The following is a 19,722-nucleotide window of genomic DNA, read 5'->3' as shown; positions in this document are numbered from 1 at the left end:
TCATCCCTTTCATTTTAGTTATTAAATATATGGGAGCAAAATTGCTCCCATATATTTAATACTAATCCTTTTTAGAGATAGTCTTCAGCCTTTTCTTGAATCTCATTAATTATATCTTCAGTATGTGGATATTCTTCAATAAACTCACCAATAATTGGTTGAACTCTCTCCATGAATGGTTCAAGTTCTGGATAAGTTACTTCTACTCCATCAGCAGTAATACTTTTAATAATTTTTTCATCATTAGCCATTACATCATCTCTAATTTGATTTCCTGCAAGTTCAGCAGCTTTCTGAACAACTTCCTGATCTTCCTCTGCAAGTCCATTCCAGATACCTTTGTTAATTACGATATATCCTGGACTATACATATGGTTAGTTATAGCCACATAATCCTGAACTTCATACCATCCCGCATCGTAACTAGTAGCAAGCGGGTTATCTTGTCCATCGATTACACCCTGTTGTAATGAAGTAAATACCTCATCCATTGCCATAACAGTAACATCAAATCCTAATCTATCCATCATATCTATAATTGTTTGACCCTCAAATACTCGCAAGTCAATTCCTTCAGTATCCTCAATAGATTCTATTGCTCTTTCATTATTTGAGATAACTCTAAAACCATTTGGGAAAGAATTTAATACTTTAACATCTAAATCTTCTAGGTATTCATAAATATCGGCTCCAATTGGACCATTTAATACTTCATCTGCATGATCATAGTCAACAAACATGTAAGGCATTTGCATAATTCTGAATTCTGGAATAGTATTTTCCCACATGTTTCCTGTCATTGCCATTTCAACACTGCCCATTTGTACTCCTTCAATAAACTCTTGCTCAGATCCTAATTGATTATTAGGATAAATTTCTACCTCTACTCTACCTTCTGTTTCTTCTTCTACCATTGTTTTAAATATTTCTTCTAAGTTTTGATTTACTGGATGATCTGTGGCATAATAATTAGCAATTTTTAAAGTAACCTCTTCTTCCCCTGTAGAAGAAGAACACCCAACAACTAAGAACATCATACTTAATGTTAATGTTAATACTAATACTACCATCATAGATTTTTTATTAAACATTTTTAATTATATCCCCCTTTAGTATTTTAAAGTTAATTTTTAAGTGCTTTAAATCTATTTAATTAAACCTTTACCACCTCCATCATTTTAATTCATTCCATAACTCTACTTCCTACAAAAAAACCCGTACTTATAAACTTATTAAGTTTGTTTTTGATTACAAAACACTGTTTTTGTATCTAGGGAAATAAAAAGGCATCAAATGGTTATGTTTCTTATGACAAAACATGGTTTTGTCATATCAGTTTATGTCGACTTATGTCATCTTATAATATACTTATTAAAGATTAAATCCAAAATTCCTGCAAAGAAATTAAATTTTTTTGAAATTAATAATTATTTAACTGTCTAGAGTTGTATCCTAACCGTTGAGAAATCTTAAGTCCTATTTCTCTGACTAACTTAGATAATTCATCTATTCTATCTTTACTGACCCTCATCGTTGGCCCGGAAACACTAACAGCAGCCACTGCTTCTTCATTATAATTAAAGATTGGTGCTGCTACACAACGAATCCCTAATTCATGTTCAATCTCATCCATAGCATAACCTCTCTTCCTAATTAAAGCCAACCTCTCCTTAAACTGCTCAGGATCAGTAATCGTATTTTCAGTATATTCTGGTAAGCCTTTAGTTTCTATTATTCTGTCTACTTCTTCTTCAGATGAATAAGCCACAATTGCCTTACCTAAACCTGTACAATGAACAGGTGCCCTCTTACCGACTTGAGAGTACATTCTAATTGTATTAGAACTCTCAACTTTATCAATATAAATAATCTCTCCTTGATCAAGTACTGCTAGGTGAACTGCTTCTCCAGTCTTTTCAACCAGCTCTTCTAAATATAGTTTAGCATACTCTCTAATCTCCAAATCATTAAAGATCTTACTACCCAGCTCAAAGATCTTTAAACCAAGTTTATAATTTCCAGTTTTAGAATCCTGCTCTACCAAACCTCGATAAACCAAAGTTGACAACATTCTATGAACCGAACTCTTATGAATATCCAGCCTATTCCCTAATTCTGTTACTCCTAATCCCTCTTCATATTTTGCTAACTCTTCAAGAATATTGATTGACCGATCGACAGATTTGACTAAGTTACTTGGTCTCTTCTTCATTACAATCCTCTCCTTCTAAAACTAATAATACTTATTTCTAATTACAAAACTCTGTTTTATATAACTTCAATAAAAGAGTGAAAATTCCTGCTTTAAATTTCATTACCCTTTAATTGCAAATGACATAAGTTACTATGCAAGTTAATAAAAAGATCAGATTAGATAATCTGATCTCTAGAAAAATATTAATTATATCTCTTTCTCATTCGTGAACTAGGAATTTTCAGTTCCTTTCTATATTTAGCAACCGTTCTTCGTGAAATATCTATTCCCCTCTCTGCTAATTTTTGACTGATCTTTTGGTCACTTAATGGTTTACGAGAATCTTCATTCTCAACTACTTCTTGTAACTGCTGTTTAACACTCACAGCTGAGACTTGACCATTTTTAGTGTCAATGCTACCACTGAATAAGAATTTCATTGGAAATAAACCGTAAGGGGTCTGGATATACTTATTGCTGGTAGCCCTACTAACTGTAGATTCATGCATCTCAATCCGATCAGCAACCTCTTTCATAGTCAATGGTTTTAAATACTTCAATCCTTTTTCTAAAAACTCGTGTTGTAGGTCTATTAACTCTTCAACTATATTACAAACTGTTCTTCTGCGTTGTTCTATACTCTTAACCAACCACAGAGCAGATTCTAACTTCTCTTTCATATACCCTTGCAACTCATCTTTTGACTTATTTTGGGCCAACAATCTTTTATAATACTTACTAATGCGTAAAGTAGGAAAACTAAAATCATTCAAGATAGTTACATACCTATTATTAACCTTCTTTATAATAATATCAGGTTCTATATAGCTGTTATCAGTAACTACCTTCTCAAATTTATTAGCAGGTACAGGGTCTAATGTCTTGATTAAATCGATCAATTGTTGAGCGTGAATCGGTTTAATCTTTAAATTCTTAGCAATTTTTCTAATCTGATTTTTGCTTACTTCTTCCAAATAATTACTAACAATCTCCTTAGCCAACTCAATTTCTTGTTTATTTCTATTACTTTCTAACTCTTCTAATTGGACTACTAATGCTTCTTCCATTCCTGAAGTAGCTATTCCTATCGGATCAAATCTCTTAATTTTTTCTAAAATGACCTCAATCTGGCTTGTAGCTACTTCTAATTCTCTAGCTAATCTATCTATATCAGTAAAAAAGCCTGTCTGATCTAAATTACCGATTATCTGCTCTCCAATCTCTTCTTCACAAGGATCACTAACAACCAATTTTAACTGTTGCCTTAAATACTCGTCTAGTGTTAACTTTTTAGCAATAAAGTTTTCATAATTAACCTCTTCTTGATCAGTTGTATAGTTAGCATAATCAGCTACGGAGGAATCATAATCATCCTCCAGCTCTAATAAAGGATTCTCCATCATCTCATCATCTATATAATCCTTTAATTCTAAAGAGGAAAGTTGTAATAATTCTATAGCCTGCTGCAACTTAGGAGTCATAACTAATTGCTGTTCTTGTTTAATATCCAGCTCATAATTTAATTCCATCATCTTACTCACCTCTTTCAATTCTTTACTTATAGTTTACTACAAAAAAAAGAACTACTCAAGTCTGAGTAGTTATTACCAGTAATTGGCTAAAAATTCTTCGATATTTTGGGGTTGAGATAATGATAAGACTTGCTCAGCTACTTCTTTAGCTTCTTGTAAGGTTATTTTTCTAATAACTTCCTTAACCTCAGCAATAGAAGCTGCACTCATGCTAAGCTCATCCAATCCAACCCCTACTAAAAACGGGGCCAACCTTCTATCCCCAGCCATCTCACCGCACATTCCAACCCAACTATCATGCTCATGGGCTACTTCGACCACCTGTTTAATTAACCTCAATACCGCTGGATGGAAAGGCTGGTATAAACCAGCTACCTTTTCATTCCTTCGATCAGTAGCAGTCATATATTGGATCAAATCATTGGTTCCAATGCTGAAAAAATCTGCCTCCTGGGCCAACAGATCAATAATCATCGCTGCTGCCGGCACTTCAATCATTACTCCTACTTCCAGCTCTAGATTAAATTCAATACCTTCTCTAACTAAATCTTCTTTAACTTCTGCTAATATATGATTAGCAGCTTGTAACTCCTCTAAAGATGAAATCATAGGATACATAATCTTAACATTTCCATACTTACTGGCTCGTAAGATCGCTCGCAACTGTGTCTTAAAGATGTCAGTTCGTTCTAAAGAGATTCTAATTGCTCTATAACCAAGAAATGGATTCATCTCAACTGGTAAATCCAAATAAGAAAGCTCTTTATCGCCACCAATATCTAAAGTTCTAATAATCGTCGCTCCATCTACCCCTTCAGCTACTTCCTTATAAGCTTCAAACTGCTCTTCTTCTGTGGGTAGTGCTTCACGACCCATATATAAAAACTCACTACGGTAAAGACCAATTCCTTCGACCCCACTTGCTAAAGCAGCAGCTACATCAGCAGGAGTCCCAATATTTGCTGCAAGTTCCATCCTGTGGCCATCCTCAGTCTCAGCAGATAAATCTTTCAACTGAGCCAACTTCTCCTTTCGCTGTTGATAGCCTGCTAGTTTTTTCTGATATTTTGCTATTTGTTTTTCAGTAGGCTCTACAACTACAATTCCATCAACCGCGTCAACTATAACGTTACTTCCTCTTTTTATAACTTCTAAAATCTCTCTAACCCCTACCACAGCAGGAATTCCTAGTGATCGAGCCATAATAGCAGTATGAGAAGTCCGCCCCCCAACCTTAGTGATAAAGCCTAATACCTGCTCCTGATCAATTCTAGCTATATCAGTTGGAGTTAACTCATCAGCAATCAAAATAACCTCTTTCTCCAATTGAACCACAGGTTCAGATTCAACTCCCAATAAATTTCGCAAAATACGATTACCAATATCACGAATATCATTGGCCCTCTCTTGCAGATACTGATTATCCGTACTGGCAAACATATTAATAAACCCTTCAATCGTCTCCTCTAAAGCTGCTTCTACATTAATACTTTCAGCTTCAAGTTTATTCTCAGTAGCTGAAATCAATTCTGGATCATCTAAGATCATTAAATGAGCCTCAAATATTTCAGCTTGCTCACTACCCATCTCTTCTTCTACCTTCTTTTTAAGCGCTATCAGTTCATCCTTAGAAGTTGCTAATGCTTCTTCTAACCTAGCTTTTTCCGCTGCAATATCTTCAATCTGAACTCTATTATAAGCTAACTCTTCTTCCAATACCAATGCTTCAGCAATAGCAATTCCTGGGGAAGCTGCAACTCCAATCATCTGCCTACTCAATTTATATCCTCCCCTTATTTATCAAATCTAATTATAATTCACAATGCAGAGTTTATGATTATTTTCATTTAACATACCTACCTTCCCATTTATAAACCTAAATTAGCCAATTTACTCGATATCTCTTCTGCCTTATTTGTAATTAAAGGAACCAGCTCTTCATATAAAACCTGCTCTGTAATTCTGATATTAGGGCCAGAAACACTGATTGCAGCTACTACTTCTCCATTACCATCTCTAATTGGAGCTGCTACACAGCGAACTCCTTCTTCCATCTCTTCAAAATCAACAGCATAATCTAACTCTCTAATCTTAGCTAACTCTTCTTTCAACTTAGCTGGATCGGTAATAGTATTTGTAGTAAATTCTTTTAGCTCAATTTGATCTAGTATTTGATCTAGTTGCTCTTCATCTAAGTGAGCTAATAAAACCTTTCCTGCTCCTAATGAATGGGCTGGCCCTCTACTACCAACATTAGCAAACATCCTAATCATATTGGTTGACTCTACCTGATCTACATATAAGACTTCACCTTGATCTAAGATGACCAAATTAACCGTTTCATTGCACTCTTCCACAATTTCTTCTAAGTAAGGTTTAACCACCGTCTTTAAATCCATCGAATTTTCTAAAGTACCTGCTATTTCAAATAGATGCAGACCTAATTTATACTTTCCACTCTCTTCTTGGGCTGCAAAACCTCTCATTACTAATGTATTTAATAAGCGATGAGCCGTGCTGATATTCAGATCAGCTCTTTTACTGAGTTCACTTAGTGTAATCGGTCGTTGTACTTCAACTAAGATCTCTAAAATATCTAAAGCTCTATCCACAGATTGTACCTTTTTACTTCCCATCTTCAGCCCCCCAAATTTTAGATTATGAAATTTATTATATCATAACTTATTCCAAATAAAAAGCTACTAAAATTTAGGAATCGGAGGTGCTTGTAATTTATGTTTATTCTGACTATCTAACCGCTCCACCTTCTTTTTTACTTCAGGGTCAGCTTCTCCTGTCAAAATATAGTTATCCAATTGTTGATAAGTGATCCCTAACTCATCTTCATCAGTCTGACCTGACCATAATCCCGCAGAAGGAGGTTTGGTAATAATCTGTTTAGGAATGCCCAACTCTTTAGCTAATTCCTTTACTTCCAATTTAACTAAATTACCCAGTGGAGCAATATCAACTCCTCCATCTCCATGTTTTGTAAAGTAGCCAATCTTCAATTCACTACGATTATCAGTCCCTACCACTAAACTATTTCTTTTACTAGCATAATAATATAAAGTTGTCATTCGCAAGCGTGGTTTAATATTGGCCACAGACATATCCTTAACTAGTTCCTTCTCTCCTTCAATTGCCATCAATAACTGATCAAAAGTAGTTGCTAAATCAATTACCTGATAATCAACCTTAAATTCATCTGCTAACCTCTTAGCATCTTGAGCATCTTGGGCATCACTATAACAAGGTAAAATCAAGCCTAGATTATGCTCTGGAAAGGCTTGTTGGCATAATACAGCAGTTACTGCCGAATCAATTCCGCCGCTCAAACCTACCACAGTCCCTTGACAACCTGCCTGCTCTACCCGATTTCTAATCCAATCCACCAACTGATTTGTTAATTTAGTATAATCCCTGTCTAACATATTATCCCTCCAAATCAAATTATACCCTTAAGATTTCATGTGTCAATTATATCATAAAGAGTTTAGATTAAAAAGGAATTTAGAGATAATCAGCTTAAATGAAGGGGCTTGCCAACCAATCTAATAGTGGATACGTCGGTAATGATAGGTCTGGTTGTAATTGATAAGCAAACTCGAATGAATTATGTAGCTTAATTTGTAATTGTTGCTCTCTTTCAGTTATTAAATTCAAACTATCTTTTGTTTTATAAATTTCTAATTGATCATAAGGAACCTCTAAAGCTAACTCTTGGCCCTGGTCAGATTCCTCAAGATATAACTTATATTCAACTATGATCAACATTAATTTTTCTTCATAACTGGCTGCTTTTAAAAAAGGAATTGGTTTAGATATACCACATGGATGCTCTTCATTTCTTATTTCTGGTACAACACAGTCAAATAAGATCCCTTGTTCAGCAGTAGTTAAACTATTTAAAAAAGTAATTGCTTCTCTACAATTAATCTTCTCTCCCTGTTTATTAAATTGCTCAGTATTAAATGTCACTAATATCCTACCTCCTTAATATTAAAATACCCTACTGGAATTATCTTAAACAAAAACTTTTCTTTGCTTAATTGATATATATAGCTTAAGTTTAAGGCTGAGATTAAGGCTAAGCCTACCTAAAAACATAAGGACTTAGCTCTTACTTAGACTTAATTATAACATAGTTTCAAGATAAAACGTTTAAAAAAGAACTAATAGTATATACTATTAACCAACTGGAAAAATAAGTACTTATAGTGGGGTAATTACATATGTGGGATAAAATAAAAAACTTTTTCAAATCAGAGTCTGAAAAGATTATAGATCGCTTAGACTTTAATCAAACAGAAGTAGTTAGCAGTAACCTTAAAAATAATATCGATTATCTTAAAAATAATTTGGCCCCTAGTAGTGATCTAGTCTTTAGGAGCTTCCACCTCGGTAGAAAAAAACAGATTGATGCTGAAGTTATCTATTTTAATGAACTTATTAGTGCAGACATCTTACAAAAAGAAGTTTTAAGATCATTAATGTTTGACTTAGAACTCGACTCTACTAATAGAACAGTAAAAAAAGAGATCAATGATACCCTGATCAATTCAACTATTCCAATTGGAGAGCTTGAAACGACTCAATCTTTAACTAAATCACTAGAAAAACTCCTCAGTGGAGAAGTTATCTTATTTATTGAAGGACTCCCTAAAGCCTTTATCTTAGGTATTAAAGAGTTAGAAAAAAGAGAAGTTCAAACTCCACAGATAGAAGCTGTAACTAGAGGCCCCCAAGAATCCTTTATTGAACCTTTATCGACTAATATTTCTCTGATCAGACGAAGATTAAAAGATAACAACCTAATGATTGATATTCAACAGGTTGGAGAACGAACCAAAACCGATCTAGCTATCATTTATATTGATGATATAGCAGATCAAAATATTATTGAAGAGATCAACAGTCGATTAGATAATATACAGACTGATGGTGTCTTAGAAATTGGATATATCAATGCATTTTTTCAAGATAACTGGGCCTCCCCCTTTCCACAATTTCAAACGACAGAACGTCCAGATAAAGCATTAGCTAATCTATTAGAGGGAAAAGTAGTCTTATTATTGGATGGCTCACCATTTGCTAGTATTATGCCAACGACATTCATTCAATTTCTTCAATCACCTGAAGATTATTATGATCACTTTTATATCGCAAGTTTATTGCGGCTCTTTCGAGTAGTTGCTGTTCTTATTACAGTCAGTCTCCCTGCTATCTATATCTCTTTAGTCTCTTTTCACCATGAACTTTTACCAAAAGATCTAGCATTATCGATTGCTACAGCAAGGGAAGGGGTTCCTTTCCCTTCAGTTTTAGAAGCATTTATTATGGAGATAAGTTTAGAGTTTCTACGAGAAGCAGGGATTAGATTACCCGGGCCAATTGGGCAGACAATTGGAATTGTAGGTGGTTTGATCTTAGGAGAGGCTGCGGTAGATGCAGGTCTGGTCAGTCCTCCGATGGTAATTGTAGTTGCTTTGACAGCTATTGCTTCTTTTGTTATTCCTAGCTACTCTGCAACGATTCCACTCAGATTATTAAGATTTTCAATGATGTTATTGGCTGCTGTATTTAGTACTTATGGTTTAATGATCGGCTGGCTTTTAATCTTGATCCACCTTTGTAGCTTAGAAAGCCTTGGGGTACCCTATTTTGCTCCCTTTGCTCCTATTAAATTAGCTGATTTAAAGGATAGTTTCATCAAAGTCCCCCACAAATTAATGAATAAAAGACCGGAATCGACCCCTACTCAACAGAAAAAAAGACAACCTGACAAAGAATAGTCAAATACCAATTAGTAAGGAGGAATTATCTATGTCGAAAAAATCAAAATGGGCTAATACCCTCTTTAGGTTAAGATTAAGTCTGAGTCTAAGTAACCCATTCAAAAATAATATACTTAACAAGTTATCCACAGTTTCTAAAAGATATAGTTTCCTTACTAATAAAATTAAAATCATAACCTTATTTTTAATTCTACTATCAATAGCAGGCTGTTGGGATGTCAGCGAGATAGATCGAACAAGATTCCCAACCTACATTACATTTGACCAGAAAGCTGATGATGCTTACTTATTTTCAACCAAGATTCCTGTTTTAAAGGAAGAAGCCCCTGAGGAAGTCAGCAATTTCAAATTCAGTGGCCCTTCACTCCATACTGCTTTTAAGGATCTACAGCCTAGAGTTATGGGTAAGCTCTCTTTAGCAATGTTACGAATAGTAATCTTTAGTGAAGCAGTAGCTCAAGAGGGGCTTAAACCTCACCTTGATTTTTTCTTGAGAGATCCTATTGTACCAGGCAATACATTATTTGCAATTACTCCTGGCAGAGCTGAAGAAATTATTGATATCGAGGTTGCTCCAACCCATAATGTAGGTGAATATTTGGAACTATTATTTTATGGAGCAGTCGATGATCTAATTTTACCAGAAATAACTTTAAATGATTTCTTTATTTCATTGCTGACTACCGGAATTGATCCCATTATCCCTCTGCTTAAATATGGGGAAGATGATATTGAAGTTAAGGGTGTAGCAATCTTTAAAGGTGATCAAATGGTTGGCAAGTTAAGAGAAAAAGAGACACGTGCTTTGGTACTTCTAAAAGAAAAAAACCTTAAAGGGGAGGTAGAGATCAAGATTGAAGATGAGATAGTCAACTATTATATTCAAAACAATAGAGTCAAGATCGAACCTGACTTTAAAGATGGCAAACTCAAATTCGAGATTGAATTAACCATAGATGCTGATGTTGATGAAGATACAACCTTTAGGCGACTGATTGATAGCCCTTTAACCATTGAAGAGTTAGAGCAACAACTCAGTTCAAACTTAAAAAGAGAAATTTATCTATTATTCGATATTTTACAAGAATTAAAGAGTGATCCTATTGGCTTAGGTCAAATTACAAGGGCCAAACATTTTGAGCTATATGATCCAGATGATTGGATTCAAGACTTTAGTAGGGCAAAGATAGAAGTCAATATCAACTCTAGAATTAGACGGTTAGGAATTGCTACCTAAGATTATTGAGCAAAGGAGGGATAATATGGAGCTTAGCAAAATAAAAAAAGAGCAGATCTCAAATCGACAATTAATCTTCATTATTATTCATAATGCTGTGGGAACAGGTTTTTTATCTCTACCACGCTCTTTAGCTGAGGTAGCCCAACGTGATAGCTGGTTGCCGATTATTATATCAGGCATGCTCTGGAGTATAGGTTTTTTTCTCCTTTATAAGTTGGCTATTAAATTTCCTAATGAAACACTGATTAGTTATAGTGATAAGGTTGTTGGCCCATATCTTGGTAAGATTATCAGCCTTAGCTATATCCTATATGCCACATTAGTAACAGGCTTAATAGCAAGGATTTCTATGACTATATTGGCTAGTGTAAAGTTACCTAAAACACCCATTCCAATAACACTAGCCCTCTTTTTATTAACAGGATTTTATTTAGTCAGCCGAGGAACAAAGGCTTTAGCTAGATTAGATGAGTTTCTCTTTTTTGCTTTAACTCCCATCTTTCTTGTCTTGGCCCCGATGGCCCTTAATATTAATTTGATTAACTTTCGACCAATGTTCGAATGTGAACCCCTTAAGGTTATAGAAGCTACATATCTCACGATGTATAGTTTCCTTGCAGTTGATATCATGTTTATCATCTTTCCTTTTATCAAGGAACAAAAAAAAGCTTTAAAATCATCACTAATTGGGTTATTAGTAGTTACTCTAACTTACTTTTTCATTACAGTCCTAGTGATTGGTTTTTATGGGGTAGAAGCAATTCAATATATTACTTGGCCTACCCTTACTATACTTAAGGCATTAAATGTACCTTTCTTTGGTCGGCTGGAGTTTCTTTTCTTCTTTTTATGGATTGCTATTGCATTTACCAGCTTTGCACCTTACTTTTATATAAGCAGTTATGGTTTAGCTGATTTATTCAATTTTAAGCATCAAAACTCTAGTAGTTTTATTCTACTTCCAATTATTGCTTTTATTGCTCTCTTTCCCGAAAACCTATTAGAAATATTCAGCTTTATGGAAATTATAGCTACAATGGGACTTGCTTTAACATTTGGAATTCCACTGCTTTTTTTGACTATTATTAAAATCAAAAAACTAGCTAAATAAATAACTAAAAGGACACAGTTAACTGTGTCCTTTTAGTTATTTAGATAATTATTGATCTTCAAAAGTCCGGCAATTAGTCTTCTCAAATCGATCAGCTCTATTTCCCCCATCATCTACATTAACCTCTATTGCTGAAGCTGTACAGTGCTCTTGTTCCCAATACCTACAGTTGCTTACATTACATTTTACATTATCTAATGCCATTGCTTCTCCCCCCTTACAGCTTTATTATTTGATAAAGGAAAGTTAATATACTATTTATTTAAAAAAATTTAATTAACAGTTTAAAGTTTTAGTGAATATGATGTACTAAATTATTTCAAGGAGGATAACTAATGACACCAACTAAAGAAAGTTTTGAAGGTGGGCGATATTTAGAGTTAAGATTAGCTGAGGCATTTGTTCCTTTTCAAATCTATGAAGAACATTACTCACCTCAGGAGGGGTTAAGACAAGGAACAATCTTTCCTGAACTAGATATCCCGTATGTTAGAAGAAGATAATTAATCTTATCTTAAATTGGTTAAATTGGAGGTGAAATAATGACTAGAGAAGAGCTTAGGCTACTTAGAGAGATCCAAGCATTAGAATTCACCGTTCTTGAGTTTGCTTTATATTTAGATACCCACTTAGATGATCAAGCTGCATTAGAAGAGTATAACTTCTACTCTCAACAGCTTAGAGAGGTGAGAATGGAGTATCAAGAAAGATATGGTCCGTTGCATATTATGCATCCTAGTGACTATCCATGGGAATATCCAGAAAGTCCATGGCCATGGCAAATTGAATATTAACAAGGAGGAGAAAGAATGTGGAGATATGAAAAAATACTTCAATATCCAGTCAGAGTTTCAAGAACTGACTTAGGATTAGCTAAATTATTATCTGCTCAATATGGTGGTCCAGATAGTGAATTGTCGGCAGGACTTAGGTACTTAACCCAAAGGTATGTGATTCCAACTGATGAGGCGAAAGCCATCTTGACCGATATAGGTACAGAAGAGTTGGCCCATTGGGAGATTATTGGTACATTAATCTATAAGTTGACTGAGGGAGTTTCTCCCCAAAGACTGCGTAGAGCAGGACTGGGAGCTGATTACGCCCAACATGGGCGAGCAATCTTTCCTGATGATGCTGCAGGAGTCCCATGGACAGCATCTTACATCCAAGCCCATGAAGACCCCATAGCTACTTTACATGAAAATATGGCTGCTGAACAGAAAGCAAGAGCAACTTATGAAAACTTAATTGATTTAAGTAATGATGCTGGAGTAATTGAAACCCTTACTTTCTTAAGGAAAAGGGAAGTAGTTCATTTTCAACGCTTCGGAGAAGCTTTGAATATCGTTCGAGATTATCTCGAAAATGAAGAATAATTGATATATCGCTTAAATTTAAGTCCAAGTCTAAGTTTAAGCAAGAACTAAAAACCCTTATGTTTTTAACGGTTGTCTTAGACTTAACTTCAACCTTAAACTTAAGAGATAAATAAAAAAGTCCTGTAAAACAGGACTTTTTTATTTATCTCTTCCTGATAATCAATTGCTAACCTTGCAAATATCTGTTCCCAAGACCTTCCCGTGAGTATCACCTACCATTTATACCCAAATTGTCTCATAATTGCTTATTCTCAATCAGCAATGGCATACATTCTTCTCAACTTTTCGCGTAACAGACCACCCCTATTATAACCAATTCAACCTGCTCTTGATAATTTTTATTTAACTCTCTTAAACACTTATTAATTACTATGCTCAAATCAGGCAACTAATAAGCTTAAAATATCTAAAATAAAAAAGCTAACCCTCAGGTTAGCTAAAAGATTAAAAGTTTATTTTAGATTAAACCATGGGCCCAATTCGAAAAATAAATTCCAATTAATGCACCGGTTAATATATCAGAAGGATAATGCACCCCAATATAAGCTCTAGAAAATCCAACTAACCCAGCAATCATTCTAAAAAGAAGACTTAAACTAGGAAAATTAATTCCAAAAACAATTGCCACTGAAAAGATAGCTGTTGTATGACCCGAAGGAAAAGAACGCATACAAAAAGGAGGGTTTATTATGTTTACCTCTTTTAAGACTTTGTATGGTCGGTTTCGATCAACAAGTGTCTTGATTATTTGTACTACCACTCCACTACTTACTAAAGCTATTAAAACCTGCCATCCTGTCTGTTTTAACCTTCCCTGTCCGAAAAGAACTAACAAAATTGTTAAGCTACAAGTAAATAATGCTCCTCCCAAATGGGTTATTCGAGGCATTATTAAATCTAACAATCTACATTTAAGCTTATGATTGAACAAATAAAACAATTGGACATCTCTATTAATAACCCTCTGTAATAACCTTTTCATCTACTTGCTCCTCTCCTATTGATACTACATATTATATTATATTTTTTGCTTAGACTCAATATTAAATCATAAATTAGGTTAAATTATCAGATTAATCTCCTTGCTCCAGCAAATTTTTTTCTCCAAAAGCGATTAAAGGAACTGACTTCTACATTTCTTTTCTGTAAGATATGAATGAATTGATGTTCATTAACCATAACCCCTGAATGGGTCACTACATCAGGTAATAATTCAAAATAAACTAGATCTAATGTTTGTAAATTATCAAACTCAACTGCGCTTCCTACTTTTAGTAATTCCCTTAAGTAAACTCCTGAATCTTCTTTATACCATTGCTTAGAGTATTTTCTGTCTTTATAAGAAATATCAATCCCAAACTCCTTATAAAAAAAGATAATTAATCCTAAACAATCTAAACCTCTTAAAGAACGTCCATTATGCTTATAAGGGATGTTACGATATTTACTAACAACTTCTTTTATTTTTTCCTCCCTGTTTCTATCCATAATTCCGCCCCTTTCACTAATTACTCAAGCAATTTTATTATTATTATATGTAATAATTAGCAATTGGTGCGGAGTTAATTTAATTATCTCCTCTAAATATATTGGCTAAGTTAATTGAAGTTAGCCTATCTTTAACCCACTGATTTTTTTCTAAATATTCTACTGATTTTAATTTAAATTTAAAGTCAACCTCTTGATGTCCTATGTCAGTCACTACCTCTTCATTTCCTTCAGATACAAACTGTTCATTAGAGTCAACAAAGCATAACGGAGGAAATAAGACACACCACCAATTCTCTCCTCTCCCTTGTCCAATTATTATCTCTAATGCTTTATAATCTCCTTCCTCTAAAGTCAAGCTTCCATAAGTTCTAGTCGGAAAGTAAGTCTCTGTTATATTTAATTCTACCTGATAGTCATAACCTTTAGTATGAAGCTCATCTTCTATCAGAACCCCTAACTCTTCTTTATTATTAATTAATTCAAGCTCAGCCTGACTTATATCAGTTTTATCGGATAGTAAAGCCTGGGTTATATTTATCACTTGCTCTTTAATCTCACGCTTTAAAATTTGATCATCGATTGAATTGCTATTGGGAATAATATGTAACCTTAATAAATCCTCTGGCTGATAATCATCATCTACTAAGACAAAAGCCTGACTATTAGCCCACAAAGACAATAATACCAAAGCAACACTTATAAGTATTACTAATCTAATCCGCTTCATTATTTCCCCTCCTTAACTGCAGCAGCCTCATATAATTTATTAGTTGCTCGTTTTTGTAGCCTAGAAATTTGTGCTTGCGAAACACCAATTCGCTCTGCTACTTCAGCTTGAGTTCTACCTTGATAGAATCTAAGTTTAATAATCAATCTTTCTCGAGCAGTTAAAACCTTAAGTGCCTCTCTAATATTAATCTCATCTGTTAATTTTAAACCTTCCTCTTCACTAAGTTGGTCAACTAGCCTAATTGGTTCACCTTCATCCTCAAAGACAGGTTTGTATAATGAAATAGGACTTTTAGTAGCTTCTAAAGCATAAACAACTTCTTCTCTTGACATTTCTAATTTTTCAGCAATTTGATCTAGTGTTGGTTCTTCAGCATTCTTTTTTCTTAACCTCTCCTTTAATTGCATAGCTCGATAAGCAGTATTTCTTAAAGAACGGCTAATTCTTATTTCACGATTATCCCTTAAATAACGCTTTATTTCCCCAATAATCATTGGTACAGCATAGGTAGAAAATCTAACCCCTTTATTTAAATCAAAGTTATCAACTGCTTTTACCAAACCAACACAGCCAATCTGAAATAAATCATCTACTGGATGACTGCTATTTCTATAACGCTGCAAAACACTTAAAACCAATTTTAAATTGCTGCTTATTAATTCTCTCCTCGCCTCTTTTTGACCAGTATTCATTTTTTTAAAAAGTTCCATCATCTCTTCATTAGATAATACAGGTAATTTTGAAGTATCAACCCCAGTCAATTCAACTGAACCCATACCAACACCCCTTTACTCTCTTTGTATTATCTATTATTAACATTATTATCCAGAGATATACATTTATTTTTATAAATTTATCTTTATAAAACAAAAAAATCCATATGATTATTTCTAACTTATCATATGGATTAAAACTATCATTATTTATTTTTTAAACCATTAAACTAAAAAATTAAATTAAAATCTTATTCTTTTAAGACTTTAATCTAATTCAACAGCTAAAATTTCTGTTACTCGATTAAACCCAGAAAAGAGGTCTATTACAGCAACTACCTCTAGTAATTCCTCTTCCTTAAGCCCTAACTGACTAAGATCATCATCAGTTAAATTATGATAATTATTAGTAGCTTGGTCGACAAAAGTTAATACTCTAGTTTCCAAATCATTTAAATTACTATAATCAGCAGCTTTGACTTGATCTAGTTCTTCGGTAGAAAACCCTAAATTTTTCAAACCTTGATAATGCTTAGCAATACAGTACTCAGCTTGATTTAGAACAGAAACACGCAAAGCAGCCAGTTTCTTAAGCTTTATTGATAAAACTCCTTCTTTCATAGTACTAGTTACTTTATTCCAGCTGGCCCGTAAAATATCAGGTTGATGGGCCAACACCTTAAAGATATTAGGTACCATCTGAAATTGGTCTTCAATCTCTGCAAAGACATCTTTAGTAATTCCTGTTGCTTCTTCGGTAGAGATTAACTTTACTCTGGACATACTGATCAAAAACCTCCTTTATAATTAATATGTCCTATAAGCAATTTATAAATTCAAATCAAATAATTTTTAGTCACTAGCTAAAATTTGACATCAAAAAAGCTCAGGTTTTCACCTGAGCTTGACTGGTCTATGTTCTTATGACTTAATTACATTTTCAGCTTGTAATCCCTTTTCAGTCTCTACAACTGAAAACTCAACCTCTTGACCTTCTTCTAAATCTTTAAATCCTTCTTCTTCAATTGCAGAAAAATGAACGAAAACATCTTCTCCAGATTCTTGTTCAATAAACCCAAACCCTTTTTCAGAGTTGAACCATTTTACAGTTCCAGTTACTCTATCTTCATCATTTTCAACTTCAGACTTTACTGCAACCTCTTTTACATCCTCTTCATCAACAAGACCTGCATCAGCAAATGCTTCTCCCATAATTGATGCCATATCTATCCCTCCTATTTACTAATAATTAACACTACTTATAGATTGTTTACATCGTATAATGATAACACTTAAACCTAAACTTGTCAACTACTTAAATAAAAAACCCCTATACTAATTTATGTAAGATAATTTAACTAAACCTCAATAAAGCGAGGCACATAAGCAATAATTTCATTTGGTACCTCAACAAAAATATTACCTTTCTTTAATGGTAATAAGGTTTTGACCCTTCCTGTTTCACTTTCTACTTTTAAAGCTTTGAGTACAAAATCAGCTTTCACTTTACGATACAAACTACTTTTTTCTGTAACCAACAAGCCCTTAGGTACAGATTTATTATTCAGTAGAGAGTAGATAGCAATTAAAAATGTATTGCTAATATCAGCAGTTACTCGATGCATTAAAGGCACTAATTTAACATAAAAATCATTTCGTTCAACTTTATTCTTTAATTTTAAATTTAGTTTTCTATTTTTTAAATGAAGAAATGTCTTTCTAATCTGTTTTTTTAAACTATGATCCAGTTGACCAGTAAAGATTAATTTTCCTTGTCCTTTCTTCATTTTAATTTCTAATTTAAGTAAAGCAAAAGTTTGTCCATCAATTATTTGACCGATATAAACCGTCCCTGGATTGGCCAGTTCACGCCTAAATCCTGTATTCATTTTCTGTTCAGGAAGATGAGTATAAAAGCTTTGCCCACTTTGTCGCTCTAGATAATTGAAGTTAGTCTCTTCATATTCAAAAGGAGCCATCTTAATTAGTTGCTCCTTAACCCTCTTTCTTCCTTCTAAAGCAATATCTAAATAGCTTCTTAAATCATCTCTGCTAAATTTTCCGTGAGGATGTAATAGTTTTAAAAAACCAGCTACAGTCTTTTTAACAGCTCGTTTATCACGAACATCCATCTGTTGATCAAAATTAAAGTGTTCATCTATTACCCCTTTAAAATCTAACTCTCTTAACTTATTCAAAGCTTGGGCCAAATAAGAACTCTGCAACCCATAATGGGTAGTGAAATAATCTTCTTTTAACCGATCCATCTCCCAACCAGGTAAATAAAAGTGAAAACGATCAATCAAAGCTATATCTTGCATTAGCTCTGGTAAAGGTTTAAATAAATGGCTCTGATTTAGTAATACAGAGACATCTTGATTTATATTTCCTAAAAAAACCATTGATGCTTCAGCAACTATCTCTTCTTGACCCCGACTGAAGGAGCCTGATTCCATATAATCCTTCAAAATCTGAATTGCAGTCTTATCTTTAAATTCAATATAAGCTACCTCATCAAAGGCAACAATATCCCACTTGCCCACTAGACCTATTTGCTTAGTCCCCATATTATAAAAAAGATTAGCTACTGTAGTTTTACCCCCTGATACCAAAATTGATTGTTCAGATAATTGGCGATAAATATAAGATTTACCGGTTCCCCGTGAACCTAATTCAATAAAATTATAATTCTTTTCTACGAAAGGAACTAACCGACTTAAAAAAAGTAACTTTTTCCTTTCCGATAGCTCTAAAGGTTCAATTCCTATACTTCTAAGTAAAAAGCAACGCCACTGAAAGTCAGTAAACTTTTCTCGCTTCTCTTTAAATTCTTCCAAGTCAAATTCATTACTATAAATAGGAGTCAATTCTATTATTTCAAATTCATCTGTCTCTTCAAGATAACTAAGCTGAACTTTGGCCCAAAACCCATTCTCTAATAAGTTAGGATATACTCTAACAATCTCATGATCAACCTTTACCCTTTTAAGGCCTAAATTTAATAATTGAACTTGATAATCATCTTTACTTTTAATTTTGACCATAATTTTATCTATAATTGTCTGATCTTGTTGTCTGATCTGATTTTGCAACTTTAGATTATCTTTACTCTTGACTACTTGCTGATTCAGTAGTTGTTCAATCTCAGCTAAACTCAACTCATCATCCTTGTAATTTAAAATTAAATCTTCAATTAAATAAGTTGGCAAACTCAAATTACCTTTAATCTGCTGGACTAATTTTTTATCAATAATTTTTTCTTGAAAAAACCGCTCTGCTTTATTATCTATTAGTGCCATTTTGATATATCACCACTTTATTTAAATTAAGTTAAATTAAGTTATTCATTAATTCATAGTTCTAGATAACTACTCCAATAACCTGCAAAAAGATAAGTCCTCTTAATTTTATCAGCTTTAATATTAAATAACCTACATTTTCACTCCAAACCACTATTAAAAAAATTAAATATCATCTAAATTTGTCCTATTTAAACCTAATTTGCAATTGATTTAAAAGATTGTTCTTAGTTGA

The 19,722-nt window shown here is 33.5% G+C and carries 20 protein-coding genes and 1 pseudogene; 6 read left to right on the top strand and 15 right to left on the bottom strand.

The features are described 5' to 3' along the window. Positions 1 to 71: 71 nt before the first annotated feature. From ACKF5P_RS11850 to ACKF5P_RS11820, 7 genes are all read right to left on the bottom strand, one after another. The gene (locus ACKF5P_RS11850) at positions 72 to 1,091 is read right to left on the bottom strand and encodes a TRAP transporter substrate-binding protein (RefSeq protein WP_408955397.1); all 1,020 of its coding nucleotides are present in this window, start codon (positions 1,089 to 1,091) and stop codon (positions 72 to 74) included. Positions 1,092 to 1,420: 329 nt separating this feature from the next. Further along, positions 1,421 to 2,212, bottom strand: a complete 792-nt coding sequence (locus tag ACKF5P_RS11845; protein ID WP_408955396.1) for an IclR family transcriptional regulator — start codon at positions 2,210 to 2,212, stop codon at positions 1,421 to 1,423. A gap of 185 nt (positions 2,213 to 2,397) precedes the next feature. Further along, positions 2,398 to 3,723: an RNA polymerase factor sigma-54 gene (gene rpoN, locus ACKF5P_RS11840; RefSeq protein ID WP_408955395.1), complete on the bottom strand. Its 1,326-nt coding sequence runs from the start codon at positions 3,721 to 3,723 to the stop codon at positions 2,398 to 2,400. 75 nt (positions 3,724 to 3,798) lie between these two features. Beyond that, positions 3,799 to 5,493 (bottom strand): phosphoenolpyruvate--protein phosphotransferase, encoded by a 1,695-nt coding sequence (gene ptsP, locus ACKF5P_RS11835; RefSeq protein ID WP_408956658.1) that lies wholly within the window; start codon positions 5,491 to 5,493, stop codon positions 3,799 to 3,801. A gap of 101 nt (positions 5,494 to 5,594) precedes the next feature. Further along, positions 5,595 to 6,362 carry an IclR family transcriptional regulator gene (locus ACKF5P_RS11830; RefSeq protein ID WP_408955394.1) on the bottom strand — a complete coding sequence of 256 codons (768 nt, stop codon included), beginning with the start codon at positions 6,360 to 6,362 and terminating at the stop codon, positions 5,595 to 5,597. A 66-nt stretch (positions 6,363 to 6,428) separates the two neighbouring features. Beyond that, positions 6,429 to 7,160: an NAD(+) synthase gene (nadE, locus tag ACKF5P_RS11825; protein ID WP_408955393.1), complete on the bottom strand. Its 732-nt coding sequence runs from the start codon at positions 7,158 to 7,160 to the stop codon at positions 6,429 to 6,431. 94 nt (positions 7,161 to 7,254) lie between these two features. Further along, positions 7,255 to 7,707 carry a hypothetical protein gene (locus tag ACKF5P_RS11820; protein WP_408955392.1) on the bottom strand — a complete coding sequence of 151 codons (453 nt, stop codon included), beginning with the start codon at positions 7,705 to 7,707 and terminating at the stop codon, positions 7,255 to 7,257. 254 nt (positions 7,708 to 7,961) lie between these two features. Here ACKF5P_RS11820 and ACKF5P_RS11815 point away from each other — a divergent pair, with 254 nt between their 5' ends. The 3 genes from ACKF5P_RS11815 to ACKF5P_RS11805 are packed head-to-tail and all read left to right on the top strand — an operon-like array spanning position 7,962 to position 11,875. Further along, positions 7,962 to 9,521 carry a spore germination protein gene (locus ACKF5P_RS11815; RefSeq protein WP_408955391.1) on the top strand — a complete coding sequence of 520 codons (1,560 nt, stop codon included), beginning with the start codon at positions 7,962 to 7,964 and terminating at the stop codon, positions 9,519 to 9,521. Positions 9,522 to 9,552: 31 nt separating this feature from the next. Continuing rightward, a complete protein-coding gene (locus ACKF5P_RS11810) occupies positions 9,553 to 10,761 on the top strand; it encodes a Ger(x)C family spore germination protein (protein ID WP_408955390.1) in 1,209 nt (402 codons plus the stop codon). Between the two features lie 25 nt (positions 10,762 to 10,786). Next, the gene (locus ACKF5P_RS11805; RefSeq protein ID WP_408955389.1) at positions 10,787 to 11,875 is read left to right on the top strand and encodes an endospore germination permease; all 1,089 of its coding nucleotides are present in this window, start codon (positions 10,787 to 10,789) and stop codon (positions 11,873 to 11,875) included. Positions 11,876 to 11,923: 48 nt separating this feature from the next. On the opposite strand, the gene ACKF5P_RS11800 is transcribed toward ACKF5P_RS11805, so the two are convergent. After that, positions 11,924 to 12,079 carry a DUF1540 domain-containing protein gene (locus tag ACKF5P_RS11800; RefSeq protein WP_408955388.1) on the bottom strand — a complete coding sequence of 52 codons (156 nt, stop codon included), beginning with the start codon at positions 12,077 to 12,079 and terminating at the stop codon, positions 11,924 to 11,926. 131 nt (positions 12,080 to 12,210) lie between these two features. Between ACKF5P_RS11800 and ACKF5P_RS11795 the strand changes: the two genes are divergently transcribed. From ACKF5P_RS11795 to ACKF5P_RS11785, 3 genes are read left to right on the top strand one after another with little or no spacing between them, the layout of a single operon-like run. After that, positions 12,211 to 12,378, top strand: coding sequence for a spore coat associated protein CotJA (locus ACKF5P_RS11795; protein ID WP_408955387.1), 168 nt, complete (start codon positions 12,211 to 12,213; stop codon positions 12,376 to 12,378). A 39-nt stretch (positions 12,379 to 12,417) separates the two neighbouring features. Continuing rightward, the gene (locus ACKF5P_RS11790; protein WP_408955386.1) at positions 12,418 to 12,669 is read left to right on the top strand and encodes a spore coat protein CotJB; all 252 of its coding nucleotides are present in this window, start codon (positions 12,418 to 12,420) and stop codon (positions 12,667 to 12,669) included. 15 nt (positions 12,670 to 12,684) lie between these two features. Continuing rightward, positions 12,685 to 13,251, top strand: coding sequence for a manganese catalase family protein (locus tag ACKF5P_RS11785; protein ID WP_408955385.1), 567 nt, complete (start codon positions 12,685 to 12,687; stop codon positions 13,249 to 13,251). A 460-nt stretch (positions 13,252 to 13,711) separates the two neighbouring features. Here ACKF5P_RS11785 and ACKF5P_RS11780 read toward each other — a convergent pair whose 3' ends face one another. From ACKF5P_RS11780 to brxL, 7 genes and pseudogenes are all read right to left on the bottom strand, one after another. Continuing rightward, on the bottom strand, positions 13,712 to 14,236 hold the full coding sequence (locus ACKF5P_RS11780; protein WP_408955384.1) for a phosphatase PAP2 family protein: 525 nt from the start codon (positions 14,234 to 14,236) through the stop codon (positions 13,712 to 13,714). 86 nt (positions 14,237 to 14,322) lie between these two features. Further along, positions 14,323 to 14,742 (bottom strand): C40 family peptidase, encoded by a 420-nt coding sequence (locus tag ACKF5P_RS11775; RefSeq protein ID WP_408955383.1) that lies wholly within the window; start codon positions 14,740 to 14,742, stop codon positions 14,323 to 14,325. 79 nt (positions 14,743 to 14,821) lie between these two features. After that, positions 14,822 to 15,472: a stage II sporulation protein R gene (locus ACKF5P_RS11770; protein WP_408955382.1), complete on the bottom strand. Its 651-nt coding sequence runs from the start codon at positions 15,470 to 15,472 to the stop codon at positions 14,822 to 14,824. Next, positions 15,472 to 16,251, bottom strand: a complete 780-nt coding sequence (locus ACKF5P_RS11765) for a SigB/SigF/SigG family RNA polymerase sigma factor (RefSeq protein ID WP_408955381.1) — start codon at positions 16,249 to 16,251, stop codon at positions 15,472 to 15,474. The genes ACKF5P_RS11770 and ACKF5P_RS11765 overlap by 1 nt, the downstream gene beginning before the upstream one ends. 204 nt (positions 16,252 to 16,455) lie before the next feature. Further along, positions 16,456 to 16,971 carry a carboxymuconolactone decarboxylase family protein gene (locus ACKF5P_RS11760; RefSeq protein WP_408955380.1) on the bottom strand — a complete coding sequence of 172 codons (516 nt, stop codon included), beginning with the start codon at positions 16,969 to 16,971 and terminating at the stop codon, positions 16,456 to 16,458. A 138-nt stretch (positions 16,972 to 17,109) separates the two neighbouring features. Then, positions 17,110 to 17,304: pseudogene (locus ACKF5P_RS11755) on the bottom strand (cold-shock protein); the annotation flags it as partial. Between the two features lie 242 nt (positions 17,305 to 17,546). Continuing rightward, positions 17,547 to 19,487, bottom strand: a complete 1,941-nt coding sequence (gene brxL, locus ACKF5P_RS11750; protein ID WP_408955379.1) for a BREX system Lon protease-like protein BrxL — start codon at positions 19,485 to 19,487, stop codon at positions 17,547 to 17,549. Positions 19,488 to 19,722 lie beyond the last annotated feature (235 nt).

The organism is Natroniella sp. ANB-PHB2 (genome assembly GCF_046097105.1).
Taxonomy (GTDB): Bacteria; Bacillota; Halanaerobiia; order Halobacteroidales; family Halobacteroidaceae; genus Natroniella.
Note: the sequence above shows the minus strand (reverse complement) of the source record. Positions and strands in the feature narration are given on the sequence as shown.